Source organism: Amycolatopsis sp. NPDC043885, from assembly GCF_056435685.1.
In genome coordinates, this window is sequence record NZ_JBWKEA010000020.1 from 122,140 (window position 1) to 146,410 (window position 24,271).

Here is a 24,271-nt window from a genome sequence, read left to right on the forward strand (position 1 = left end):
GCTCTGCGCATGTCCGAGACCCCGACCGCCGACGAGCGGCTCAAGGTGCTCGAGGCCATCACCGACACGTCCTTGGGGAAACTCGGTCAGGACAAGGTGATGGCCACGATCCTGGCGCGCGTGCGCGAAGTCCTCGGGGTGGACACGGCCACGGTGCTCCGGCTCGACCCCACAGTGCAGCAGCTGCAGGCCATCGCCGCCTCCGGGATCGAGGAGGAGGTCTACCAGGACGTCCGGATCCCGGTGGGAGCCGGTTTCGCGGGACGGGTGGCCGAGCAGCGGCGGCCGGTCATCATCGATCGCGTGGACGAGACCACGGTGGTGAACGCGCTCCTGTGGGAACGGGGGCTGCGCAGGCTGCTCGGGGTGCCGATGCTGGCCGAAGACGAGCTGGTCGGCGTCCTGCACGTCGGGTCGGTGACGGCGCGGGAGTTCTCCGAGACCGACGTCGAGCTGCTGCGGCTGGTGGCCGCGCGGCTCGCGCTGGAGGTGCAGATCGACGTCGCCGCCAGCGATCGCGCGGCCGCGGCGGCGCTCCAGCGGAGCCTGGTGCCCGCGCGGCTGCCCGCCGTCCCCGGGATGAAGTTCGCCGCCCGGTACGTGCCGGGGACCGAGCCCGGCGTCGGCGGTGACTGGTACGACCTGTTCCCGTTGCCGGACGGCGGTCTCGGCATCGTGATGGGTGATGTCGCCGGGCACGGCCTCAACGCCGCGGTGATCATGGGACGGCTGCGGAGCGCCCTTCGCGCCTACGCGCTCGAATCGGACGACCCGGCGGAAGTGCTGTCCAAACTGGACCGGAAGGTCCAGCATTTCGAGCCGGGAGCGCTGGCCACCGTCGTTTACGGGTCGGTGTCGGCTTCGCGGGACCGGTCGGTGATCTCGCTGGCCGGGCACCTGCCTCCGGTGCTCGCCGCGCCCGACAGCCCTTCGGTGTTCGTCGAGGCCCCGGTCGACCCGCCCATCGGTGTCACCGGACCGCGGCGACGAAGAACCGAGATCGAACTGCCGCCCGGCGGCGTGCTCGCCTTCTACACCGACGGTCTCGTGGAGCGCCGGGACCAGCTGATCGACGTCGGTTTGCAACGGCTCGCCGGCGTGGTCACCACCGATCCGCCTTCGGTGGTGTGCGCGCGGGTGATGGCCGCGCTCGTCGGCGCCACGCCGGCGCAGGACGACATCGCCCTCCTCGTGGCCCGCCGCGAACGGAACTGAGTCACCGGACCGGGTGGTTGGCGCGGAGGTTCACGGCCGCGAGCTCGACAGTCCTGGCGATCCGCCGCTCCCGGGTCTCCGGCTTCTTCGCCGTCAGGATCCATTCCAGGATCAGCCTTTTCGACGATGGCGGGAACTTCTCGAAATGGGTGCGGGCGGCCTCGTCGGCGTCGAGCCGGGCGCGCAGGTCCTCGGGGACGCCGTCGCCGTCCGGCACGACCTGCCAGCGGCCCTTCTCCTTGGCGAGATCGATCATCGCCTGCCCGCGTTCGGTCATCAGTCCCTCGGCGATCAGGCGAGTGGCCCGCTCGCGGTTGACCCGGCTCCACGAACTCCTGGGGTTGCGCGGAGTGAACCGCAGCCGGGAGCTCGTGGCGTCGTTCTTGCGGTGCAGCCCGTCGATCCAGCCGAAACACAGGGCCTGCTCCATCGCCTCTTCGATGCGGACGCTGGGAACGCCGCTGTCCTTGTGCCGGATGACCAGCCAGACCTCCTTCGCGGTCCCGGCGTGCTCGGCCAGCCAAGCGCGCCACTCGGCGGGAGAGGCGGCGGTGAAGGTGGTCTCGTCCATGGCCGGGTTCCTTCCGTCGTAACGTCTGTGACCATCATCGGAAGCAAAGTGCTCACCGAGTGAGCGCTTTTCGAAGGGAGGTGGCACCGGATGGAGATCTGGGTGAACCCGGCGTGTTCCAAATGCCGGTCCGCGGTGTCGATGCTGGACGAGGCGGGAGCCGAGTACACCGTGCGGAAGTACCTCGAAGAGCCGCCGACGGCGAAGGAACTGAAGGCCGTCCTCAAGCGGCTCGGCCTCGAGCCGTGGGACATCACCCGCACCGCCGAGCCGATCGCGAAGGAACTTGAGCTGAAGACGTGGGGGCGCACACCCGCCGACCGCGATCGATGGATCGAGGCGCTGGTCACCCATCCGAAGCTGATCCAGCGGCCGATCATCACCGCCGACGACGGCACGACCGTCGTCGCTCGGACCCCGGAGGCCGTGCAGTCGGTGCTGCCAGGCTGACCGCCTCGTGAGTGGTGAGGACGGTTCTAACCGTCCTCACCACTCACGAGGGGTGAGCAGCACCAGCGTCAGGATCACGGCGGCCGCGCCCGCGAACACCGGTCGCAGCCCGAAGGTCTCCGCGAACAGCCCGGCCGCCGCGGCGCCCAGTGGTTTGGTGCCCCACGCGACGAGCCGGTGGCCGCTGGTGGCCCGCCCGAGCAGATGGTCCGGGATGATCCGCTGCCGCAGTGAAACGACGACGACGTTCCACACCATGACCCCGGCCCCGCCGAGGAAGAAGACCGCGCCGATCACGTACGGATTCGCGGTCACCGCCGGGATTCCCGCGAACGCGGCGCCGGTGAGCAGGCTGAGTACCAAGGCGCGGGAACGGCCGAGCGCGAGTTCGATCCGCTCGGCCGCGAACGACCCCGTGAAACTGCCGAGGGCGATGGTGGCCAGCAGGAAACCGTAGGCCTGTTCGGACAGTCCCATCGCCGACGACGGTCCCACCGCGTGGAGCACGAAGAGCGTGATCACCGCGCTCGTGGCGAGGTTGAACCCGCCGACCATGATCGCCAGGATCCGGAGAATCCGGTTTTCCCAAAGGAAACGCAGACCTTCGACGAGATCTTCGTGCACGCTCGTGTCCCGCGTCCGTTCGGCGCGGAACGAGCCCGGGACGACGAAGAGTGCGACGATCGCGACGATCCAGAGCGCCGATGGTGCGGCGAACGCGGCGAAAGCCCCTGCGGCGACAAGGAAACCGCCCAGCGGCGGGCCGGCGAACTCGTTCGCCGTGAGTTCGGCGGCGTAGAGGCGGCTGTTGGCCCGCGTCAGCCGTTCGCGGCCGACGACCTGGGGGAGGATCGCCTGCGCGGCCGTGTCGTGGACCGTCTCGGCGAGCCCGAGACCCAGCGCGACGACGTAAAGCAGCCAGATCGACCCGTGTCCCAGCGCGATCGCCGCCGCGAGCGCGGCGAGCAGGCTCGCGCGGACCACGTTGGCGGCGAGCATCGCGCGGCGGCGGTCGACGCGGTCGGCGAGCACGCCGGCGTGCAGGGCGAACACCAGCCACGGCAAGGACGACACGGTCGCCAGCCCCGCGATGAGCGCCGGCGACCGGGTGAACTGGACGGCCACCAGTCCGAGCGCGATCTTGACGATCCCGTCGGCCAGGTTCGACAGCCCCGACGAACTCCACAGCCGCCAGTAGGGGGTCCCGAGCGAGGTCACCGATGGAGGATCGCACATCGATTGAGAAAACTCCATCGATGTTTCTCTTCTCCATCGGTCGGCTACGCTGCGGTGTCATGGACGATCAGGTCGCCGCGAGGGTCGCGGACCGGCGGCGCGAGGCGACGGCGCGTGAGGCCAAGGCGCTCGGTCATCCCTTGCGGCTGCGCATCCTCCGGCTCTGCGGCGAGCGGGAACTGACCAACAAGGAACTCGCCGTCAGGCTGGACAAGGATCCCGGAACCGTGCTCTACCACGTGCGGCAGCTCACCGAGGCCGGTCTGCTGGAGCAGGCCCCGGTGCGCACCGGGGCGAGCGGCGCGCTGGAGAAGCCCTACCGCAGCGCCGGCAAGTCCTGGTGGCTGGACGGGCCGTTGAACGGCGAGGACGAAGACACCCGGTTCGGGCCGATCGAGGCCTTCCAGGACGAACTCCGCGAGGCCGGGCCGGGTTCGGTGCGGGTGGTCGAGCGGTTCGCGCTGCACCTCTCGCCGGAAGAGGCCACCGAACTCGACAACCGCATCCTCGACATCCTCGACGAGTATGTGGCGACCGACCGGCAGCGGCTCGACAGGCCGCTGCTGAACGGGATCTTCCTGCTGCACCGCATGGCCGAGTGACCTCGTGAGTGGTGAGGACGGTTAGAACCGTCCTCGCCACTCACGAGGGTCACGCCAGCTTGCGGAAGAACTGCCGAATGTCGCCCAGCAGCAGATCCGGCGCGTCCTGCGTCGCCCAGTGGCTGCCGCGGTCGAATTCCTGCCACGAAACGATGTTCGCGTGGTCCCGCTCGGCGAAGCGCCGCAGCGGCCGGAAGTCGTAGGCGAAACTCGCCAGCCCGGTCGGCGCGGTCGTCGGCTCGGCCGGGTGCTCGCTGTGCTTGTCCTCGTAATAGAACCGCGCCGCCGAGGCAGCGGTGTTGGTGAGCCAGTACAGCGTGGCGTTGGTGAGCACGTGGTCGTCACTCGTGGCCGAGAGCAGCTGCGCGCTCCATGCCAGCTGCCCGGTCGGCGAGTCGGCCAGCGCGTGCGCGAGGTTCTGCGGCGCGCTCTCCTGGAGTTTGGCGTAGCCGGACATGTCGTCGTTGAAGGTCTGGAGGAACTGCATGTACTCCAGTTCCTTCTCGGTCATGCCCTCGAACTCCGCCGGGTCGCCGCTGGGGAAGGAGAACAGCTGCGTGACGTGCACGCCGATCACGTGGTCCTTGTCGACGCGGCCGACCTCGGGGGCGACGAACGAACCGGCGTCGTTCCCGTGCGTGCCGTAGCGCTCGTAACCCAGGCGGCGCATCAGCTCGGCCCAAGCCTGAGCGGTGCGGTACCGGTTCCAGCCCTTCTCGCGTGTCGGGCCGGAGAAGCCGAACCCGGGCAGCGACGGGATGACCACATGGAACGCTTCGGCCGCATCGCCCCCGTGGGAACGCGGGTCGGTCAGCTGGTCGATCAGGTCGAGGTATTCGAAGACCGAGTTCGGCCAGCCGTGGGTGAGGATCAGCGGCTTCGCGTCCGGCTCCGGCGAGCGGACGTGCAGGAAGTGGATGTTCTGCCCGTCGATCTCCGTGGTGAACTGCGGGTACTCGTTGAGCTTCGCCTCCCACTTGCGCCAGTCGTAGCCCTCGCGCCAGTACGACACGAGCCGCTGCACGTATTCCAGGGGCACGCCGTACTCCCAGCCCGGCGTGACCGGTCCGCGCTGCACCCCGTCGGTCACCTGGTCGGCGGGCAGTTCGTTCGCCCAGCGGACGCGGGCCAGGCGGTCGGCCAGGTCGTCCAGCTCGGCCTGCGGGATCTCGACGCGGAAGGGCTTGATCTCGGTGTTTTCGTTCATGAGACCAAGGTAGGGTTTCATTAGGAACGTTCCGTTCCTAAAGGAGGAGCATCCTGAAAAAATGTTGGAAACTTCGGCACGACTACTCCGTTTGCTCTCCCTCCTGCAGACTCCCCGTGACTGGACCGGTACTGAACTGGCGGAACGCCTCAAGGTCAGCCCCCGGACGATCCGCAACGACGTCGAGCGGCTGCGCGCGCTCGGCTATCCGGTGGACGCGACCCGCGGTTCGGTCGGCGGATACCGCCTGGGCGCGGGCGCCGATCTGCCACCGTTGCTGCTGGACGACGAGGAGGCCGTCGCCGTCGCGATCGGCCTGCGCACCGCGGCGGGCGGCACCATCGCGGGTGTCGAGGAGACGTCGTTGCGCGCGCTCGCCAAGCTGGAGCGGGTACTCCCGTCCCGGTTGCGCCGCCGGGTGAACGCCTTGCAGGCGTACACGGTCCCGGTGCCGAGGGACGAGCCCGGCCCGCGTGTCGCTGCCGAGACGCTCACCGTGCTGACGGCGTGCTGCCGCGATCGTGAGGTGCTGCGGTTCGGCTACCTGACCCACGACGGTTCGGAAAGCGTCCGCAAGGTCGAGCCGTATCGCCTGGTGAACTGGGGGCGCCGCTGGTACCTCGTCGCCTGGGACCTCGACCGCGGCGACTGGCGCACGTTCCGCGTCGACAGGCTGACGCCGCGCGTCCCCACCGGTCCGCGGTTCACCGCGCGCGAACTGCCCGAGGACGTCACGGACCGGGTGCGGCGCGGCGTCTCGTCCGCCGCATGGCGCTACCGGGCCGAGGTCACCGTGCACGCGTCCGCGGAGGAGGTGACCGCGCGGATCAACCCGGCCGTCGGGACCGTGGAGGCCGTCGACGCGAACACGTGCGTCCTGCGCACCGGCGCGGACAGCATCGAGACAATGGCTGTCCACTTAGGACTGCTCAACTGCCCTTTCCGCGTCACCGAACCCCCGCAATTAGTCGACTACTTGCGCGAGTTGGCCGACCGGTATCGCGACGCCACCCGCATTTAGTCCTCTGAATGCGGGGTTTCAGCGAGCGAAGGTGGTCAGGAACCGGTCCCGGAACGCGTCCATCTTCCACACCGGCGCGTTCCGGTCCGGGTTCAGGCCGTCCTGCCAGTTCCAGCCGGCGATCTTGCCGAGTACCGCCTTGTCCCGCGTGACGACCGTGATCGGGACGTCGTGATCCGCGCCCGGGCCGGCGACGATCGGGTTCGGCTGGTGATCGCCCAGGAACACGAGCACGAGATCGTCGTCCCCGTACGTCTCCACGTACGAGATGAGCGAGTTCAGCGAATAGGCGATCGAGTCGCCGTACGCGCCGCGCACCTTGGCGGGGTCGGTGAACACCTCTTCGGGCGTTTTCCCTTGCGAGGGCATGGGTTTGTAGATCGACCCGTCCCCGACGGCGGCCCAGTCGACCATACGGGGGAGCGGCGTCCACGGCCAGTGACTGGTGACGAGGTCGATCTCCGCCATCAGCGGCGGACGGTCCACCTTCGCGCGTTCGGCGCGCTGGAAAGCCGAAAGCGTGAACTGGTCCGGCATCGTGGCGTAGGAGAACGGCGGGCCGCGATAGCCGATGCCGCGTGAGTCGTAGTAGCGGTCGTAGCCGTAGACCTTGCCTTCGGGCCAGTCCTCGGTATGCGCCGGGACGACGCCGACCGTCTCCCAGCCCGCCCGTTTGAACGCGCCGCCGAGGGTGAACCGGTCGGTCTTCACGAAGTCGTCGTAACGGTGCTGGCTGTCGACCCAGACCCCGGATTGGAACGTCGAGTGCGCCAGCCAGCTCCCCGCGCTCGTCGTCGGCGAGGTCAGGAACGCGCTGCGCGAGCCGTATCCGGCGTTCTTCAGCCGCGCCGTCCCGGCGTCGAGAACCGCGTCGACCTTCGGCGCGATGTCCGAGTCCTGGACGGCCACCCGCCCGTAGCTCTCGACGAAGGTGAACAGCACGTCCTTGCCCCGCAACGCGTTCAGCAGCCCGGAAGCCGGAGTGTCACGGAAAGCGTCGACGGCGATCTCCTCGGCGAAGGCCTCTCTGTCCCGGATACCGGCTCGCACCTGGCGGAGGTCGTCGTAGGCGAAGGCGACCGCGCTGCGTGACGCGAACGGCTGTCCCGGAGCGAGTTGCGCGCCGGTGACCGCGCAGACCATCCAGAGCACGCTGAGCACGGCCGTCACCCGGGTCGACGCGGTGCGCCGTCCGGCCACCACCCGGCTCAACCGCAGGACGGCGAGCGCCATCAGCACGATCACGACCACGGCCAGCAGCGTCAGCCCGGCGAACGACGCGAGCGCGCCCGCCCGGCCGATCGACGTGCCGAGCAGGTCGACACCGTTGCCGAGCACACCCCAGTCGAACACCGGGTTGAACCGCCGGTTCAGCGCGAGCCCGAAACCGATGTCGATGGCCTTGAGCACGGTCAGGAACCCGAGGAGCGCGCCGGCCGACACCGCGACGACGCGTCGCGCGCCGTCGCGCAGCATGAGTACGACCGCCACCCCGAGCAGCGCCTCCACCGGCAGCCGCACGAACGCCTCCGGCGTCAGCCCGTCGAGGTCGTCCGGCGCGAGCAGGGCGAACAGCACGAGCACCGTGGACGCGGTCGTCGCCGCGCTGGACGCGATCTCGCGGGCTGTCGTCCGGTCGCCGGGCAGGCCGGCCAGTGCGGGACGCGGGAAAACCGACAAGGCGGGTTCCTTCCGGGGTGGACTGCCTTCATCGGGTTACACGGACGAGGGGCTCCGGCGGTTCAGCCCGATCGCCACGTGCGCAGCGCCCACCACCAGCTGACGGTGTGCCTCACATGCGCTCCGCCGTCTTCCTCCGGCGGGTCGAGCGACGTTCCGGTGATCTCGCCCAGCCGGGAAAGCCGATATCGGACGGTGTTCGCGTGGACGTGCAGCGCGGCGGCCGTCTGGTCGAGCCGCCGCCCGTGGTCGAGGTAGGCCAGCGCGGTCGAGACGAGTTGCTCATGGAAGGGGTCGCCTGGCGTCAGCGCGTTCAGCAGGGTGCCTTCGAGCAGCGCGGCGAGCCCCGGCTGGGCGGCGAGCGCGGTCTCCACGGCCAGATCCGCCACCGCGTGCAGGCCGCGGGATCGCGCGGCTGTCGGCAGGGCCATCACGCACAGGGCGTACGTGCCGCGGACCTCGGCGAGCGGGACGGCGGGGGAGGCCACCATGAGCACGTCGTCCCCGAGCGCCGACGGGGTGGGGAGCCGCGGCGCCAGCCCGGCCAGCCGCCCTTCGACCAGGCCGAAGACGCCACCCGTCGCGCCGAGCCGTCGCTCGACGACGCGTGCCTGGTACGGATCGCCGACGTCGGAGAGCAGGCAGTGGTGGCGCCCGCCCGGGTTCAGCCCGGCGTTCGCGACCTCCTCGGCCGAAGGCGCCGTCGTGTCGCCGCCCAGCAGCCGCCGCAGCAACCGGGCGCGGCTGTCGTGCACCGTGCGGGAGAGTTCGAGTTCGGCTTCGTGATATCCGGCGATGACCTGGCGTTCGAGCGCGCGGGTGTTCCGGTCGAAATCGACCAGCGCCGCCAGCATGACGTCGTCCGGCACCCCGGCCGCCTTGCCGCGTTCGACGGCGATCTCCACCGCGCGGCTGCGGCCCGCCTGCACCCCGCGCAGCAGCGCGGCGAGCGGCACGCCCTGCGCGGCCCTGTCCGCGCCGAGCACGGCGGCCGCGGCGTAGTCCTGCTCCCCGGCTCCGCCCGGCCGGTCGAACGAGGCGAGCCCGGCGGCGAGCACGATCGCGACATGCCGCCGGTTCTCGTCCACCGGCAATCGTGCCACTTCGGGCGACTCCGTGCGGGCGGCCCGGACCACTTCGTCGACGACGCCGGCGTCGGCCGCCATCTCCCGCAGCACGTCGTGGAGCGACCGGTGCGCCATCGCCACCGCCTTCCCGCGCGGATTGTGCCCGGTGCACAACGAAGCCGGCGGTCCTTGGCGACCGTCCCCTACCGAGGGTGTCCGGCCGGTTGGTTTCCTGTGAGCTACCGAAAGGTAACAGGCCCTCGCCGAAAGGTGCGCCCGATGCGGAAACGCCGGTTGCTGAACACCGTCCTCGTGACCTGCCTCGCCGCGGCAGTGGGCTCGGCGCCCGCCGCCGCGGCGGACGAACTGCGACAGGTCCTGTTCGTGGGCAACAACTGGGAGGGGACCGCGGACGTCATCGCGCCCTCCGGGGACTACGCCAAGATCGCGCGCGTGAACATGGTGCCGGACAAGGACGAACGGCTCACCGAGATCTACCTGAACCCGATCAAACTCGCGTTCTTCCTCGGCATCCGCAACGGCGTCGGCGAGGGACACGACCAGCTCGTCGACGACCTCTACACGACCCCGGACGGCCGCGCGGTCGTCGCGTCCCGCCCGAGCTTCGCCGACGTCGTGTCGATCGACCTCGCCACCGGCAGGGTCAACTGGCGGTTCCCGGTGTCGGGTTTCCGGTCCGACCACATGGCGGTGTCGCCGGACGGCCGCAGCATCGCGGTCTCCGCTTCGACGTCGAACACCGTTCACGTGCTCGACATCGAGACCGGGCGGCAGCTCGGTTCGTTCAAGACCGGCGACAAACCGCACGAGAACACCTACACCGACGGCGGCCGCTACCTCTGGAACAGCTCGATCGGCGAGGTGAACACCGCGCTCGACGCGCCGTGGCAGGACTTCACCAAGGGCGACCGGAAGCTCACCGTGGTCGACGCCAACACCTTTCAGCAGGTCAAGGTGATCGACATGCGCGAACGCCTGGACGCCTTCGGGCGCAAGGACCTCTCCGACGCGGTCCGGCCGGTGGCGTTCACCCCCGACGAGTCGAAGCTGTACTTCCAGGTGTCGTTCTTCAACGGGCTCCTCGAATACGACGTCGCCACCGACCGGATCACGCGGTCGAAGACGCTGCCGAAGAACCCGAACACCAGTGAGGACCGCACGACCTGGGTCAACGATTCGCGCCACCACGGGCTCTCGATGAGTCCCGCGGGCGACAAGCTCTGCGTCGCCGGGACGATGGACGACTACGCGACCATTGTGGACCGTGCGAGCCTGCGAGAAGGACAGCTCGTGACCGCCGCGAAGCCCTACTGGGCGACCGTGAGCGGCGACGGAAAGCATTGCGTCATCTCGGAAAGCGGCTCGGATCAGGTGACCGCGATCGACTTCGCGACCGGCGCGAAGGTCAAGTCCGTGCCAGTCGGCGACCACCCGCAGCGCATTCGGATCGGCCACGTGCGCACCGGTAGTCTGCGCGGGTGAGCGAAGAGATCTGGGCGGCCCTCGGTGCGACATCCCTCGACGAGGTGCGGCGGCGTGCCGCGGTGATCGACGCGGTCACCGAGATCGAGCCGATCGAGGTGGACGGCGCGGTGCGCTACGCCTGGAACGACGGCGGCGGCCAGTCGGCCGTCTGGTATTTCACTCCGGACGGGCGCGCGCTGCTGCTGACCTTCGACCACGAATCGGCGTTGAACCTGTACGCCGAAGGCACCTACTCGGTGCAGGAGGCGCTCTACGGCGGTGTCCCCGAAGACCTCGTCGCGCTGGTGCGGAACCGGCCGGAGAACTACGAATCCCTGAACATCGTCGATGCGGAGACGGGGGCGACGATCCTCTACGCCGGTGGCGTGTTCTGGTTCGACGGAACGAGGTGGGCCCAGGCCGAAGGTTTCCTCGCCCACTGCCGCCGGGAGGGGCTGGACCCGCTGAGCGAGTCGGGGTTCACCTACTGCCTCGGTGACTACCGGTTCGGCGAGGAATTCACCCCCGAGGCGATCGTCGAGGACCGGGCCGCCGACGGCTGGTACGAGGACGACGCCGAACGGGAGAAGTCGCTGGCCGAGATCCGCGAAATCTTCTCGCGGCTCGGCTGAGGCTCCGCTCAGCGCACGATCTTGGCTTCGTTGTGGCACCGTTTCGGGAATGAGTCTGCGCCTGGGGCCGTTGCTGCGGCATGTCGACGAGACGTCGGCGACGGTGTGGGTCGAGACCGGCACGGCCAGTGAGGTCGAAGTACTCGGCACGACCGCGAGGACGTTCGAGATCAAGGGCCACCACTATGCCCTGCTCGTGCTGACCGGTCTCGAACCCGGCACCAGCACCGAATACGAAGTGCGCGTCGACGGCGAAAAGGCCTGGCCTCTGCCTGATTCCGGGTTCCCGCCGAGCCGGATCAGGACCTTGCCCGAGGAAGAGTCGCGGGTCCGGCTCGTGTTCGGCTCGTGCCGCAAACCGCACGACGCTGCCTCCTTCGGCCCGGACGCACTGGTCGCGTATGCCCGCCGGATGGCGGTGGGCGAGGAATCCGAGTGGCCGCAGGCGTTGCTGATGCTGGGCGATCAGGTCTACGCCGACGAGACCACCGACGAGACGCAGGAATGGCTCTCCCGGCGTCGTGACATCTCGAAGCCGCCCGGGACCGAGGTGAAGGATTTCGAGGAGTACACCCACCTCTACCTCGAAGCCTGGGGTGAGCCGTCGATCCGGTGGCTGCTGTCCACCGTGCCGACGTCGATGATCTTCGACGACCACGACGTCCGCGACGACTGGAACACCTCGCACCCTTGGCGGGAGCGGATGCGCGCCCAGCCGTGGTGGCAGGAGCGCCTGCGCGGGGCGATCATGTCGTACTGGGTCTACCAGCATCTCGGGAACCTCGGCCCCGCCGAACTCGCCGAGGACGCGACCTTCCAGAAGGCCCTCACCTCGGGAGGGGACAACGCCGGCCTGCTCACCGCGTTCGCCGACGAGGCAGACGACGACCGCGACGGCACCAAAGGCGCGCGCTGGAGCTATCGCCGCGACTTCGGTGGAGTACGGCTGCTGGTCATCGACAGCCGGGCGGGGCGGATCCTGACGGGCGGTGCCCGGTGCATGGTCGACGACGACGAATTCGACTGGATCGAGAACAACGCCGCCGCGCCGTGCGACCACCTGCTGATCGGCTCCTCGCTGCCGTGGCTGCTGCCTCCGGTCGTCTCCCATCTGCAGGCTCTGAACGAGCGTGCCTGCGACCGTCCCGGGTGGCGCGGACGGCTCGCGGAGCGGATCCGCCAGGCCGCGGACCTCGAGCACTGGGCGTCTTTCCGGGCGTCGTTCGACCGGCTCGCCGCCATGATCGCGCGTGAGGGACGCCGGGACGAACCGCCCGCCACCATCGCGGTGCTCTCCGGCGACGTCCATCACGCCTACATCGCCGAGGCGCGCTATCCCGAGCCGGTGACCTCGACCGTCTTCCAGCTCACCTGCTCCCCGATCCACAACGCCATGCCGCGCCCGCTCCGGCTGGCCTTCGCCGCCACGTGGTCGTCGCCGGTGGCGTCGATCGCGCGGCGCTGGGCCCGCCGGGGCGGCGTCGCACCCGACCCGCTGACCTGGTCCAAGGTGTCCGGCCCGCATTTCGGCAACGTCATCGCCACGGTCGAGACCGAGGGCCGGGCGTGCGTCACGACGATCGAACGGGCCATCGGCGACGGACTGGTCGAAGTGGCCAGGCGGAGGCTGGCCTGAGCCCGTTCCACGCTGGGTAATATCGGCGCGTGACAACCTCTGCCGAAACACTCGAGTTCCAGTCGGAGGCACGTCAGCTGCTCCAGCTGATGATCCACTCGATCTACTCGAACAAGGACACCTTCCTGCGGGAACTGGTGTCCAACGCCTCCGACGCACTGGACAAACTCCGCCTCGAAGCGTTCCGCGACAAGGACCTCCAGGCGGACACCGACGATCTCCACATCGAGATCGCGACCGACCCCGAAAACCGCACCCTGACCGTGCGGGACAACGGAATCGGGATGAGCCGGGACGACGTCGTGGCGCTGATCGGCACGATCGCGAAATCCGGCACCGCCGAATTCCTGAAGAAACTGAAAGAGACCAAGGATTCCGCGGCTTCGCAGGATCTGATCGGCCAATTCGGCATCGGCTTCTACGCCAGCTTCATGGTGGCCGACAAGGTCACGCTGCTGACCCGCCGCGCCGGATCGGACGAGGGCGTCCGCTGGGAGTCCGAGGGTGAGGGCACGTACACCATCGAGACGGTGCCGGACCTGCCGCAGGGCACGTCGGTCGTCCTGCACCTCAAGCCCGAGGACGCCGAAGACCAGCTCTTCGACTACACCTCGGCCACGAAGATCAAGCAGATCGTCAAGAAGTACTCGGACTTCATCACCTGGCCGATCCGCATGACCGAGGGCGACGAGGTCGTCACGGTCAACTCGATGAAGGCGCTGTGGGCTCGCCCCTCCAGCGACGTCACCGAAGACGAGTACAACGAGTTCTACAAGCACGTCGCGCACGACTGGAACAACCCGCTGGAGACGATCCGGCTCCAGGCCGAGGGCACCTTCGAGTACCAGGCGCTGCTGTTCCTGCCGGGCCACGCGCCGCTCGACCTGTTCATGCGGGAGCGCAAACGCGGCGTCCAGCTGTATGTGAAGCGCGTCTTCATCATGGACGACTGCGAAGCACTGATGCCGGAGTACCTGCGTTTCGTGAAGGGCGTCGTCGACGCTCAGGACCTCTCGCTCAACGTCTCGCGCGAGATCCTGCAGCAGGACCGGCAGATCCAGTTGATCCGCCGACGGCTGGTCAAGAAGGTCCTTTCGACGGTCAAGACCCTGATGGCCGACGAGAACCCCTACAAGTACGAGACGTTCTGGAAGGAGTTCGGCCGCGCCGTCAAGGAAGGCCTGCTGGACGACCACGAGAACCGCACCGCGATCCTCGACATCTGCTCGTTCGCCTCGACGAACGATCCGGAGAAGCTCACGTCGTTGCGTGAGTACGTCGAGCGGATGAAGGACGGCCAGGAGCACATCTACTACCTGACCGGCGAGTCGCGGCAGAGCATCGAGAACTCCCCGCATCTGGAAGCCTTCCAGGCCAAGGGGTACGAGGTGCTCGTGCTCACCGATCCGATCGACGAGATGTGGGTCGACGCCGTCCCCGGCTACGAGGAGAAGCAGTTCCAGTCGGTCGCGAAGGGCGAGGTCGAACTCGACTCCGACACCACCGACGAGCAGAAGGAAGAGTTCTCCGGGCTGCTGACCTGGCTCACGAAGACCCTTTCCGACCAGGTCAAGGAGGTGCGGCTCTCGTCGCGGCTGACGACGTCGCCCGCCTGCATCGTCGGCGACACGAACGACGTCACCCCGACGCTGGAGAAGATGTACCGCGCGATGGGCCAGGAACTGCCGCAGATCAAGCGGATCCTGGAACTCAACCCGGGCCACCCGCTGGTGTCCGGGCTGCGGGACGCCTTCGCCTCGCAGGGCGAGAACGACGGACTCGCCGAGACCGCGGAACTGTTGTACGGCATGGCTTTGCTCGCCGAAGGCGGTGAACTGGGCGACCCCGCCCGCTTCACGAAGCTGCTGGCCACCCACCTGCAGAAGGCCCTGTAGTTCCGTGAAGGCCTCCTTCCCTACCTTGAGGGTAGGGAAGGAGGCCTTCACGGACTTCTACGGCCGGGTCTTCCAGAGCACCAGCACGAAATACGGTGTCCCGACCATCGCGATGACCAGGCCCGCCGGGATCTGGGCCGGCGCGATGACCGTCCGCCCGAGGGTGTCCGCGACGCTCACCAGCAGCGCCCCGAGCGCCGCGGCCACCGGGATCACCCGGCCGTGCCGTCCGCCGACGAGCGAACGCGCCAGATGCGGCGCGACCAGCCCGACGAACGCGACCACGCCGATCGCGGACACGGCGGTGGCCGCCAGGATCCCGGAGGCGGCCAGCATGACCAGCCGCGACCGTTCGATGCGCATCCCGAGCACGCGCGGGGTGTCCTCGTCGAGGGCGTGCAGGTCGAGTTCCCGGTGCTTGATCCACAGCAACGGCGTCAGCGCGAGGAGCGCCAGTGCCACGGGTGCGACCTGTTCCAGCGTGCGGCCGTAGGTCGACCCCGAAAGCCAGGTCAGCGCCTTGGCCGAGTTCCACGGGTCGGAGACCACGATCAGCAGCGTGATCAGCGCCATCCCGGCCGACCAGACCGCGATGCCGATGATCACCAGCCGGTCCGAATCCAGCCCCGACCGCCAAGCCAATCCGTAGACCAGCAAGAACACCACGGTCGCGCCGACGCCGGCGGCACCGGCGATCGACCAGGCACCGACCGCGGGGACGATGGTGATCAACGTGATCGCGCCGAGCCCGGCGCCCGCGGTGATGCCGAGCAGACCGGGTTCGGCGAGTGGGTTGCGGCTGACCGACTGGATCCCGCAGCCCGAGACCGCCAGCGCGGCACCGGCGAGCAGCGCGGCCAGCACCCGCGGAAGTCGTTGGTCCAGCACGAAAGTCAGCGCGGTCCCGGTGTTGCCGGTGACCCAGTTCGCGAGGTCGCCGAGCAGCACCATCCGGTCGCCCAGCATCAGGCCTGCCACCGGGACGGCGGCGAGCAGCGCCACCAGCACGACGGAAATGGCCACGAGCCGCCGGGTCGATCCGGCGACCCCGACCCGTCCTGCCGGAGCGGGACGGCGTGAGCCGCTGCCCCGCCCCCGCCGCGCCAGCCACACCATCACGACGGCGCCGACGATCGTGGTCACCACACCGGTCGGCACCCGCACGGCGGCGGCCGAACCCATGATCGCCCGCAGGACGACGTCGGCGCCGAGCACCGTCACCACACCGACCAGCCCGGACACCGGCAGCAGCGCGCGGTGTTTGGCGATCGGCAGCAGCAGCCGCGTGATCACCGGCGCGCTCAGCCCGACGAACCCGACCGGTCCGGCCACGGTCACCGCCGCCGCGGTCAGCGCGACGGTCAGCACGACCGCGCCGATCCGGGTCCGGCGCACCCGCAGGCCGAGCACGGTCGCGTTGTCGTCGCCGAGGGCGAGGACGTCGAGTTTGCGGCCCATCGCGATGAGCGCCGCCACGGCGATCACCACGATCGGTGTCATCTGGGCGGTCGCCCGCAGATCGGAAACGGTAAGCGAACCACTGCCCCAGGCGAACAGCCCGGACGTCTCCTGCTCGAACAGGAGCAGCAGCAGGATGGTCACCGACTGGAGCGCCAGCAACACCGCCGAGCCGACGAGCACCAGCCGCGGACTCGCCGAACCGCCTCCCGCCAGGCCCAGCACGATGACGGCCGCGGCGAGCCCGCCCGCGAACGCCGCCCCGCCCACCGGCACGAGCGGCAGCGAAAGCCCGAACGCGGAAATGGCCACCACGGCGAAATGCGCGCCCGCGTTGACCGCGAGCGTGTCGGGCGAGGCGAGCGGGTTCCGTGCCACGGACTGCATTCCCGCGCCCGCGACGCCGAGCGCGACCCCGAGCAGCAACGCGGCGAGCAGCCGGGGGACGCGCGAACCCTCCAGTACCGCGAGGGTCTGCGCGTCGCCCTGGCCGAAGATCGCCTTCACCACGTCCAGCGGACCGGACGTCGAGGTGCCCTGGGTCAGGTGGACGCCGGCGAGGACGACGATGAGCACCACCAGCGCCGCCGACACCACCGCGGTGCGCACGGCTTGCGGCGCGCGCAGTTCCTTGATCATCAGGCGGTGATGGCCTTCACGATCTGGTCGGCGGTCATGATGACCGACTTCGGCCCGCCGAAGGTCCACGTGCCGGCCTCCAGCTTGTGGATCTTCTTCGAGATCACGAACGGCAGCCGCTGGTAGACGGCGTTCTGCGCGAGCCCGGTGGTGAAGACGTCTTCCTCCGACGCGCTGTAGAACAGCACGGTCTTCGGGTCGGTGATCGCGGTCAGGCCCTCGACGTCGGTCTGGCCGAGACCCCACTGCGGGTCGACCTTGCCGGTCCAGGCGTTCTTCAGGCCGACGGCCTCGGCGGTGTCGGAGACCAGCGAGCCCTTGCCGAACGGGCGGATGCTGACGGTGCTGCCTTCCAGGTAGCCGTCGGCCATCAGGAATGGGGTGCCCGCGGCGCCCTTGGCCTCGACGGCCTTCTTGCCCTCGGCGAGTTTGGCGTCCATTTCGGACAGTTGCTTGTCCGCTTCGGACTCCTTGCCGACCGTCTTCGCGATCAGCTTGAAGTCCTCGCGCAGGCGGTCGAAGTTGCGGCTCGCGTCGCTGGACTTGGTGACCACGACCGGCACGTACTTCTCGATCTGCGGCACCAGCGTCGAGTCGCGCTCGTCGGCGATGATGACGACGTCGGGGTTCAGCCCGACGATGGCGTCGACACTGGGCTCGTTGCGTTTGCCGACGTCCTTGACCTCGGCGGTCAGCGGGGCGGCCTTGTCCCAGACGTTGTAGCCCGCGACGTCCGCGGCGCCGACCGGCATGACCCCGAGCGACGCGACCATCTCGGCCTCGCCCCACTCGAGCGCGACGACGCGCTTGGCCGGGGCCTTGAGGTTGACGGCCTTTCCGCGCGCGTCGGTCACCGTGACCGGTCCGCTCGCGGCGGCGGTGTCGCTCGGCGCGGCCGCGGTGTTCTCGGTGGTGCCGCAGGCGGACAGCAGCAGGGCTGCCGCCGCGACGAGGGCGGCAGGGGTCAGCAAACGCATGGTTCTTCCTGGATTTCTCAGGCAGGCCTGGGCGAATGCCGCCCGAGTGGCCTGCAGTGGATCGCGCCCGTCACCGGGTCGTTCGCGACGTGGACGGTGACGCCGTAGGCCTGGGAGAGGTGCTCGGTGGTGAGCACCTGCCCGATGTCACCCGTGGCCACGATGGTTCCCTCGCTCAGCAGCACGACCTCGTCGGCGATGATCGCCGCGTGGTCGAGGTCGTGCAGCACCACGCCGACCGCGACGCCTTCGTTGGCCAGATCGCGGACGACGTCGAGGATCTCGACCTGATAGCGCAGGTCGAGATGGTTGGTGGGCTCGTCGAGCAGCAGCACGGAGGTCTGCTGGGCGAGACAGGAAGCGAGCCAGACACGCTGGAGTTCGCCGCCGGAGAGCTCGTCGACGCCGCGTTCGGCCATCGGCGTCACCCCGGTCAGCTCCATCGCGCGGCGGATCGCGGCGGCGCCGTCGACGTCGACCCCGCGCCAGCCCGAGCGGTACGGGTACCGGCCGTAGGAGACGACGTCGCGCACCGAAACGCCGCTCGGCGTGGGCCGGTGCTGGGTCAGCAACGTGACCCGCCGGGCGAACTCCTTGCCGGACAACGCGTTCCCGCCCCAGACGGCGCGTTCCCCGAGGCGGACGCCGCCCTCGCGGGGTTTGTGCAGCCGCGCCAGCGAACGCAGGAGCGTCGACTTGCCGGAGCCGTTCGGACCGACCAGCGCGGTCACCACGCCGGCGCGCAGCGACAAGGACACGCCGTCCACCACGGCCCGCTCTTGGTGCGCGAGCACCAGGTCATGGCCGGTGAGCAGCGCGTCTTCCGTAGACATGAGGGGAGCCTAACCTAAGGGAAGGCGTCAACCCATGTCACGAGAGACACAGAGCGCGGAGTGATTGTCCGGTTACGCCACCCGGGCGGCTTCCCGTCGCCGCTTGGCCAGCCGCTTCCCGACGATCCCGTGCCGCGGCCCGAACAGGTACACCAGCGTGAACCCCGCGCCCTGGACCAGCACGATCATCCCACCGGACGCGGTGTCGAGGTGATAGCTCAGGTACAGCCCGGTCACCGCCGCGAGCACCGAGAACGAAGGCGCGATCACGAGCATCCGGCCGAACCGGTCGGTCAGCAGGTACGCGGTCGCGCCGGGGATGATCAGCATCGCCACCACGAGGATCACGCCGACCACCTGCAATGCCACCACCGCGGTCAGCGCGAGCAGGCCGAGCAGTGCGGCGCCGAGCACCCGCGGGTTCAGTCCGATGGCGTGCGCGTGCGTGGGATCGAAGGCGTACAAGGTGAAATCGCGGCGTTTGAGCACCAGCAGGGTGAGCGTGATCGCGCCGAGGACGCCGATCTGGATCAGGTCCGAGGTGTCGACGCCGAGCAGGTTGCCGAAGATGATGTGGTTCAGATCGGTCTGGCTCGGCGTCACCGAGATCAGCACGAGCCCGAGCGCGAACAGCGTGGTGAACACGATGCCGATCGCGGCGTCCTCCTTGACGCGGCTGGTGTCGCGGACGACGCCGATCAGCGCCACGGCGAGGAATCCGAAGACGACGGCGCCCAGCGCGAAGGGCGCGCCGAGGACGTACGCGAGCACGACGCCGGGCAGCACCGCGTGCGAGACGGCGTCGCCCATCAGCGACCAGCCGATCAGCACCAGCCAGCAGGAGAGCACCGCGCAGACCGCCGACGCGATGACCGTGGACGCCAGCGCCCGCACCATGAAGTCGTAGCTCAGCGGTTCGAGGAACAGGTCGTAGAGACTCACGCGGGTTCTTCTTCCCGTTGCAGGACATCGAGTCCGAAGGCCAGCGCGAGGTTCTCCGGCCGGAGGACCTCGCCGGGGGAGCCGTGCGCGAGCACCTTGCGCATCAGCAGGATCGCCTCGTCGGCCAGGCCGGGCAGCGCGTGGAGGTCGTGCGTGGAGATCAGGACCGCGGCGCCGTCGGCCGCGAGTTCCTTGAGCAGGCGGGTGATCGTGGCTTCGGACCGCTTGTCCACGCCGGCGAACGGCTCGTCCAGCAGAAGGACACGGGCGCCTTGCGCGATGCCGCGCGCGACGAAGGCGCGTTTGCGCTGCCCGCCGGACAATTGGCCGATCTGGCGTCCGGCGAGTTCGGTCAGTTCGACCCGCTCCAGCGCGTGGTCGACGGCTTCGTGGTCGGCGCGGCGCGGCCGCCGCGTGAAGCCGAGCCGCCCGTAGCGGCCGGTCATCACGACGTCCCGCACCGACAGCGGGAACGACCAGTCGACGTCCTCGCTCTGCGGCACGTACCCGATCACGCCGGTCTTGCGGGCGCGGGCGGGGGTGCCGCCGTCGATCGACACCGTGCCGGTGTCCGGCCGGACCATGCCCATGATGGTCTTGAACAGCGTCGACTTGCCGGAGCCGTTCATCCCGACCAGTCCGCAGACGTGCCCGTGTTCGAGAGTGACGTCGACACCGTCGAGCGCGAGGACGTCGCCGTAGTGCACGGTGACGCCTTCGACGCGGATCGCGGCTGTCACGGCTTCGCTCCGGTGAGGGCGGCGACGATCGTCTTCGAGTCGTGGCGGATGAGGTCGAGGTAGGTCGGCACCGGGCCTTCCGGACCGGACAGGGAATCCACGTAGAGGACGCCGCCGAACGCGGCACCGGTCGCGGAGACGACCTGTTGCATCGGGGCGTCGGAGACGGTCGACTCGCAGAACACCGCGGGGACCTTGTTCTGCTTGACGAATTCGATGGCGCGGGTGATCTGCTGCGGCGTGGCCTGCTGTTCGGCGTTGACCGCCCAGATGTACCGCTCGGTGAGGCCGGTGTCGCGCGCGAGATACGAGAAGGCGCCTTCGCAGGTGACCAGCGCTCGTTCGTTCCGCGGCAGACCGCTCAGCGCACCCGTCATCTCGTCCCGCACCTCCTTCAGTTTCGCCTTGTAGGCGTCGCCGTTGGCCTTGAACGCGGCGGCGTCGCCGGAGGAGAGTTCGCTGAACGCCTTCACCATGTTGTCCACGTAGATACCCACATTCGTCGGGGACATCCACGCGTGCGGGTTCGGTTTTCCCTGATAGGCGTCTTCGCCGATGGCGATGGGCTGGACACCCTCGCTGACCACCTTGTGCGGCGCGTCGCTCTCCTTGACGAACCGGGCGAACCACGCCTCCAGGTTCAGCCCGTTGTCGAGGATCAGGTCGGCCTTCGCGGCCTTCTTGATGTCGTCCGGGGTGGGTTCGTAGCCGTGGATTTCGGCGCCGGGTTTGGTGATCGACTCGACCCGGAGCTTGTCGCCCGCGACGTTCGAGGCGATATCCGCCAGGACCGTGAACGTGGTCAGTACGACGGGCCGCTTGTCGTCCCCGCCGCCGATCGTCGCGTCGCCCGTGCCGCCGCACGCGGACAGGACGAGTGCCGTCGACGCCGCCAGCGCGCACACGGTCTTGCGCAGATTCGCCATACCGCGAGTTTAGAGTTCGGTGTGCCGAACTTCCAACTCTCGTGTGCCTTAAATCTCTGGGTGAACCCGCGTCCGCGATCGACGTCGGCAGGACGCGGCCTGGCCGGACCGGTCAGGCCGAGGAGGAAGGGTGCCCTGCCACCGCGATAGCGGGGCCTTCGGCCGGGCGGGTTCACGCGTTGTGTCCGTTCCCGGCATACATCTCAGCTCCGCCACCCGGTGCCTTAAATCTCCGTGGTGGTCCGGTCCCGCTCCCGCACGGTCTCCAGCAGGAGCTGGGAGACGTCGCGCACGGTGACGTTCTCGCCACGCTGCTCGCTCTGCCGCTGCACGAGGCCGTCGTTCAGCATCACGCGACAGAACGGGCAGCCGGTGACGATGGTCTCCGCGTCCGTGCCGAGGGCTTCGTCGACGCGTTCGAGGTTGATGCGTTTGCCGATCTGCTCCTCCATCCACATCCGCGCGCCGCCGGCGCCGCAGCAGAGCGAGCGGTCGGCGTGGCGGGGCATCTCGCTGAGCGTCGCGCCGGTCGCGCCGACGAGTTCGCGCGGCGGTTCGTAGACCTTGTTGTGGCGGCCGAGGTAACACGGGTCGTGGTAGGTCACCGGGCCGGCGTCGACCGGCTTGACCGGCGTCAGCTTGCCCGCGCGGACGAGGCGGTTCAGCAGTTGCGTGTGGTGCAGGACCTCGTAGTGCCCGTCCAGTTGCGGGTACTCGCGGCCGAGGGTGTTGAGACAGTGCGGGCAGGTGGTGACGATCTTGCGGGTGCCCGGTTCACGGCCCTCGAACACCGCGTTCAGCGTCTCGACGGTCTGCTGCGCGAGCATCTGGAAGAGGAACTCGTTGCCGGAGCGGCGCGCCGGGTCGCCGGTGCACGACTCGTCGGTGCCGAGGATCGTGTACTTCACCCCGGCTAGATGCAGCAGCTCGGCGGTGGCGCGGACGGTCTTGCGGGCGTTGTCGTCGAAAGCGCCCGCGCAGCCGACCCAGTAGACGTACTCGACGTCGTCGGCGAGTTCGCCGTCGAAGATCGGCACCTCGAAGCCGAGGTCCTTCGTCCACGCGAGGCGGTCGGAGTTGTTCTGGCCCCAGGGGTTTCCCTTGGTTTCGAGGTTCTTGAACAGCACGCCGAGTTCGCTCGGGAAGGCCGACTCGATCATCACCTGGTAGCGGCGCATGTCCACGACGTGGTCGACGTGCTCGATGTCGACCGGGCACTGTTCGACGCAGGCGCCGCACGTGGTGCAGGACCAGAGGACGTCCGGATCGATCACGCCGCCGTCGTCCTGGGGACCGACGAGGGGACGCCCTTCAGGCGCCTCCTTTCCGTCCAGGATGTACGGCGCCTTCTCGAAGAGGTGGTCGCGCAGATCCATGATCAACAGCTTGGGGGACAAGGGTTTCCCGGTGTTCCACGCCGGGCACTGCGACTGGCAGCGCCCGCATTCGGTGCAGGTGGCGAAGTCGAGCATGCCCTTCCAGGTGAAGTCCTCGATCTTGCCGCGGCCGAACGTGTCGTCCTCGCCCGGATCCTCGAAGTCGATCGGCTTGCCGCCGGATTCCATCGGCAGCAGCGGGCCGAGCGCGTCCGGGAGCCGCTTCGCCGTGACGTTGACCGGCGCCAGGAAGATGTGGAGGTGCTTGGAGTAGAGCACGATCGACAGGAACGCCAGCATCACGCCGATGTGCAGCAGCAACCCGACGGTCTCCAGCGGCTCGGTGACCGACGGACCCAGCGGCTCCAGGAGTTCGCCCACGCCAAGGGAAACCCAGGCGCCCGACTCGTACGGGAAGACGCCGACCGCGGCCGACGCGCCCCGGAAGAGGAACATCGTCCAGATCACGTTGAAGATCATGAACAGGATCAGCCAGGCGCCGCCGGTGTGCGAGCCGAAGAACCGCGACGCGCGGTCTTTCCGTTCGGGCGCTTGGCGGATCCGGATGACCGCGAAGACCGCGAGCGAGACGAGCACCGCGACCGCGATGAAGTCCTGGAGGAAACCCAGAACCGCCCAGTGCCCGATGAGCGGGATGTGGAAGTCGTGGTCGAACAGGGCGCCGTACGCCTCGACGTAGACCGATCCGAGGATCACGAAACCCCAGAACGTGAAGAGATGCGCGAGCCCGGGGACCGACCACTTGAGCAGTTTGCGCTGCCCGAAGACTTCGGCCAGATGCGTTTTCGCGCGGACGGCCATGACGTCCGAGCGTTTTTCGTCCGGCTGGCCGGAGCGGATCAGTTTGTAGAGCCAGGCGGCGCGGCGGGCGGCGAAAGCGAGACCGGCGACTGTGATGAGCAGACCGAGGATGAGACGAACGAGCACGAGTCCTCCGGGGGAGAATCGGCTCAGTGAGAGCCGGTGTAGTACCGGCACGCCTTGCAGGCGTACCGCATTCTGGCCACTCGCCACCGTTTTCGGTAGGCCTCGAGATGTCCCGGCCGTGGCGGATGCACGCCGAGCCTGTGGTGACGGCGGATCCGCCGCCCCGTTTCGAAGAGTTCGGTCGCCAGGCCGAGATAGGCACGCCTGAGCGCGATCCCCGGTTCCGCGGCGAGAGTGTCCCGGCAGAATCGGTGCAGCAGAGCCAGATCCGGGAGGCCCGGGGTGGTCACACCAGGTAGGTGCTCGACGACGCCGAGGCCGGGATGTCCTGGGGGAACGGAGAATCGCGCGGGAAGTCCACAATGGACGCAGGTGAGCGTGCAGCTCAGACATCGGGTGACATGGCGGATTCGCCGTTCGCGTCGATCCTCGTCGATCGTTTCGCGAACGTGCCACCCCATGGAGCCTCCCAAGACCGTGGTGTGTCCTGTGTCACTCTCAATACTGGAGAGTAGGGCTCGCTCCGGTGGTGCGACAGGTCCAACCGGATGGCTTCGGAGCGGCCGGTCGGCGTAACGCCGGCGGTAAGGCGTCGGTACGGGTGGTCGTGAGTGGGGTTTTGGGGTTTCCCCCCCAAAACCCCCCCCCACCCCCCCCCACCCCCCCCCCCCACCCCCCCAACAGCCCCAAGAACTTTTCGCCCTTCCTCTGGGGTTTTCCGACCCTCCGGAAATG

General features: G+C 68.9%; 21 protein-coding genes. 8 read left to right on the forward strand and 13 right to left on the reverse strand.

Going from position 1 to position 24,271, the window contains the following annotated elements; genetic code table 11:
- The first annotated feature begins 9 nt into the window (after positions 1-9).
- The gene (locus AC069I_RS37575; RefSeq protein ID WP_478226826.1) at positions 10-1,215 is read left to right on the forward strand and encodes a PP2C family protein-serine/threonine phosphatase; all 1,206 of its coding nucleotides are present in this window, start codon (positions 10-12) and stop codon (positions 1,213-1,215) included.
- 1 nt (position 1,216) lies between these two features.
- On the opposite strand, the gene AC069I_RS37580 is transcribed toward AC069I_RS37575, so the two are convergent.
- Positions 1,217-1,786, reverse strand: coding sequence for a YdeI/OmpD-associated family protein (locus AC069I_RS37580; RefSeq protein WP_478226827.1), 570 nt, complete (start codon positions 1,784-1,786; stop codon positions 1,217-1,219).
- A 90-nt stretch (positions 1,787-1,876) separates the two neighbouring features.
- Between AC069I_RS37580 and AC069I_RS37585 the strand changes: the two genes are divergently transcribed.
- Entirely contained in the window at positions 1,877-2,236 is a 360-nt protein-coding gene (locus tag AC069I_RS37585; RefSeq protein WP_478267475.1) for an arsenate reductase family protein, read from the forward strand.
- A 36-nt stretch (positions 2,237-2,272) separates the two neighbouring features.
- Here AC069I_RS37585 and AC069I_RS37590 read toward each other — a convergent pair whose 3' ends face one another.
- Entirely contained in the window at positions 2,273-3,454 is a 1,182-nt protein-coding gene (locus AC069I_RS37590; protein ID WP_478226829.1) for an MFS transporter, read from the reverse strand.
- Positions 3,455-3,531: 77 nt separating this feature from the next.
- Between AC069I_RS37590 and AC069I_RS37595 the strand changes: the two genes are divergently transcribed.
- Entirely contained in the window at positions 3,532-4,074 is a 543-nt protein-coding gene (locus AC069I_RS37595; RefSeq protein WP_478226830.1) for an ArsR/SmtB family transcription factor, read from the forward strand.
- A 49-nt stretch (positions 4,075-4,123) separates the two neighbouring features.
- Here AC069I_RS37595 and AC069I_RS37600 read toward each other — a convergent pair whose 3' ends face one another.
- Entirely contained in the window at positions 4,124-5,281 is a 1,158-nt protein-coding gene (locus tag AC069I_RS37600; RefSeq protein ID WP_478226831.1) for an epoxide hydrolase family protein, read from the reverse strand.
- A gap of 61 nt (positions 5,282-5,342) precedes the next feature.
- Between AC069I_RS37600 and AC069I_RS37605 the strand changes: the two genes are divergently transcribed.
- The gene (locus AC069I_RS37605; protein ID WP_478226832.1) at positions 5,343-6,302 is read left to right on the forward strand and encodes a helix-turn-helix transcriptional regulator; all 960 of its coding nucleotides are present in this window, start codon (positions 5,343-5,345) and stop codon (positions 6,300-6,302) included.
- 18 nt (positions 6,303-6,320) lie between these two features.
- Here the strand turns inward: AC069I_RS37605 and AC069I_RS37610 are convergent, their stop codons facing one another.
- Positions 6,321-7,982, reverse strand: coding sequence for an LTA synthase family protein (locus AC069I_RS37610; RefSeq protein ID WP_478267476.1), 1,662 nt, complete (start codon positions 7,980-7,982; stop codon positions 6,321-6,323).
- Between the two features lie 62 nt (positions 7,983-8,044).
- Complete coding sequence (locus AC069I_RS37615) at positions 8,045-9,184, reverse strand: RsbRD N-terminal domain-containing protein (RefSeq protein WP_478226834.1); 1,140 nt, start codon at positions 9,182-9,184, stop codon at positions 8,045-8,047.
- A gap of 144 nt (positions 9,185-9,328) precedes the next feature.
- Between AC069I_RS37615 and AC069I_RS37620 the strand changes: the two genes are divergently transcribed.
- The 4 genes from AC069I_RS37620 to htpG are packed head-to-tail and all read left to right on the forward strand — an operon-like array spanning position 9,329 to position 14,697.
- Positions 9,329-10,552, forward strand: a complete 1,224-nt coding sequence (locus tag AC069I_RS37620; RefSeq protein WP_478226835.1) for a YncE family protein — start codon at positions 9,329-9,331, stop codon at positions 10,550-10,552.
- A complete protein-coding gene (locus AC069I_RS37625) occupies positions 10,549-11,166 on the forward strand; it encodes a hypothetical protein (RefSeq protein ID WP_478226836.1) in 618 nt (205 codons plus the stop codon). Before AC069I_RS37620 ends, AC069I_RS37625 begins: the two co-directional genes overlap by 4 nt.
- Before the next feature lie 49 nt (positions 11,167-11,215).
- Entirely contained in the window at positions 11,216-12,802 is a 1,587-nt protein-coding gene (locus tag AC069I_RS37630) for an alkaline phosphatase D family protein (protein ID WP_478267477.1), read from the forward strand.
- 29 nt (positions 12,803-12,831) lie between these two features.
- Complete coding sequence (gene htpG / locus AC069I_RS37635; protein WP_478226838.1) at positions 12,832-14,697, forward strand: molecular chaperone HtpG; 1,866 nt, start codon at positions 12,832-12,834, stop codon at positions 14,695-14,697.
- Between the two features lie 57 nt (positions 14,698-14,754).
- Here the strand turns inward: htpG and AC069I_RS37640 are convergent, their stop codons facing one another.
- The 8 genes from AC069I_RS37640 to AC069I_RS37675 form a co-directional block, all read right to left on the reverse strand.
- Positions 14,755-16,794, reverse strand: coding sequence for an iron ABC transporter permease (locus AC069I_RS37640; RefSeq protein WP_478226839.1), 2,040 nt, complete (start codon positions 16,792-16,794; stop codon positions 14,755-14,757).
- Entirely contained in the window at positions 16,794-17,771 is a 978-nt protein-coding gene (locus AC069I_RS37645; protein WP_478267478.1) for an ABC transporter substrate-binding protein, read from the reverse strand. Before AC069I_RS37645 ends, AC069I_RS37640 begins: the two co-directional genes overlap by 1 nt.
- Before the next feature lie 17 nt (positions 17,772-17,788).
- The gene (locus AC069I_RS37650) at positions 17,789-18,604 is read right to left on the reverse strand and encodes an ABC transporter ATP-binding protein (RefSeq protein WP_034317853.1); all 816 of its coding nucleotides are present in this window, start codon (positions 18,602-18,604) and stop codon (positions 17,789-17,791) included.
- Between the two features lie 72 nt (positions 18,605-18,676).
- Complete coding sequence (locus AC069I_RS37655; RefSeq protein ID WP_478226841.1) at positions 18,677-19,546, reverse strand: metal ABC transporter permease; 870 nt, start codon at positions 19,544-19,546, stop codon at positions 18,677-18,679.
- Positions 19,543-20,286, reverse strand: a complete 744-nt coding sequence (locus AC069I_RS37660) for a metal ABC transporter ATP-binding protein (RefSeq protein WP_125796300.1) — start codon at positions 20,284-20,286, stop codon at positions 19,543-19,545. Before AC069I_RS37660 ends, AC069I_RS37655 begins: the two co-directional genes overlap by 4 nt.
- Positions 20,283-21,212, reverse strand: a complete 930-nt coding sequence (locus tag AC069I_RS37665) for a metal ABC transporter substrate-binding protein (protein ID WP_478226842.1) — start codon at positions 21,210-21,212, stop codon at positions 20,283-20,285. The genes AC069I_RS37660 and AC069I_RS37665 overlap by 4 nt, the downstream gene beginning before the upstream one ends.
- A gap of 224 nt (positions 21,213-21,436) precedes the next feature.
- Complete coding sequence (locus AC069I_RS37670) at positions 21,437-23,536, reverse strand: heterodisulfide reductase-related iron-sulfur binding cluster (RefSeq protein ID WP_478234953.1); 2,100 nt, start codon at positions 23,534-23,536, stop codon at positions 21,437-21,439.
- 23 nt (positions 23,537-23,559) lie between these two features.
- Positions 23,560-23,826 carry a hypothetical protein gene (locus AC069I_RS37675; protein ID WP_478267479.1) on the reverse strand — a complete coding sequence of 89 codons (267 nt, stop codon included), beginning with the start codon at positions 23,824-23,826 and terminating at the stop codon, positions 23,560-23,562.
- Between the last annotated feature and the right edge of the window lie 445 nt (positions 23,827-24,271).

Excerpts from the sequence above, each read along its gene's own strand:
- AC069I_RS37600 (WP_478226831.1), bottom strand. The coding sequence starts at position 5,281 with ATGAACGAAAACACCGAGATCAAGCCCTTCCGCGTCGAGATCCCGCAG.
- AC069I_RS37615 (WP_478226834.1), bottom strand. The coding sequence starts at position 9,184 with ATGGCGCACCGGTCGCTCCACGACGTGCTGCGGGAGATGGCGGCCGAC.
- AC069I_RS37595 (WP_478226830.1), top strand. The coding sequence starts at position 3,532 with ATGGACGATCAGGTCGCCGCGAGGGTCGCGGACCGGCGGCGCGAGGCG.
- AC069I_RS37585 (WP_478267475.1), top strand. The coding sequence starts at position 1,877 with ATGGAGATCTGGGTGAACCCGGCGTGTTCCAAATGCCGGTCCGCGGTG.
- AC069I_RS37620 (WP_478226835.1), top strand. The coding sequence starts at position 9,329 with ATGCGGAAACGCCGGTTGCTGAACACCGTCCTCGTGACCTGCCTCGCC.
- AC069I_RS37645 (WP_478267478.1), bottom strand. The coding sequence starts at position 17,771 with ATGCGTTTGCTGACCCCTGCCGCCCTCGTCGCGGCGGCAGCCCTGCTG.
- AC069I_RS37605 (WP_478226832.1), top strand. The coding sequence starts at position 5,343 with ATGTTGGAAACTTCGGCACGACTACTCCGTTTGCTCTCCCTCCTGCAG.
- AC069I_RS37640 (WP_478226839.1), bottom strand. The coding sequence starts at position 16,794 with ATGATCAAGGAACTGCGCGCGCCGCAAGCCGTGCGCACCGCGGTGGTG.
- AC069I_RS37580 (WP_478226827.1), bottom strand. The coding sequence starts at position 1,786 with ATGGACGAGACCACCTTCACCGCCGCCTCTCCCGCCGAGTGGCGCGCT.
- AC069I_RS37665 (WP_478226842.1), bottom strand. The coding sequence starts at position 21,212 with ATGGCGAATCTGCGCAAGACCGTGTGCGCGCTGGCGGCGTCGACGGCA.
- AC069I_RS37650 (WP_034317853.1), bottom strand. The coding sequence starts at position 18,604 with ATGTCTACGGAAGACGCGCTGCTCACCGGCCATGACCTGGTGCTCGCG.
- AC069I_RS37630 (WP_478267477.1), top strand. The coding sequence starts at position 11,216 with ATGAGTCTGCGCCTGGGGCCGTTGCTGCGGCATGTCGACGAGACGTCG.
- AC069I_RS37575 (WP_478226826.1), top strand. The coding sequence starts at position 10 with ATGTCCGAGACCCCGACCGCCGACGAGCGGCTCAAGGTGCTCGAGGCC.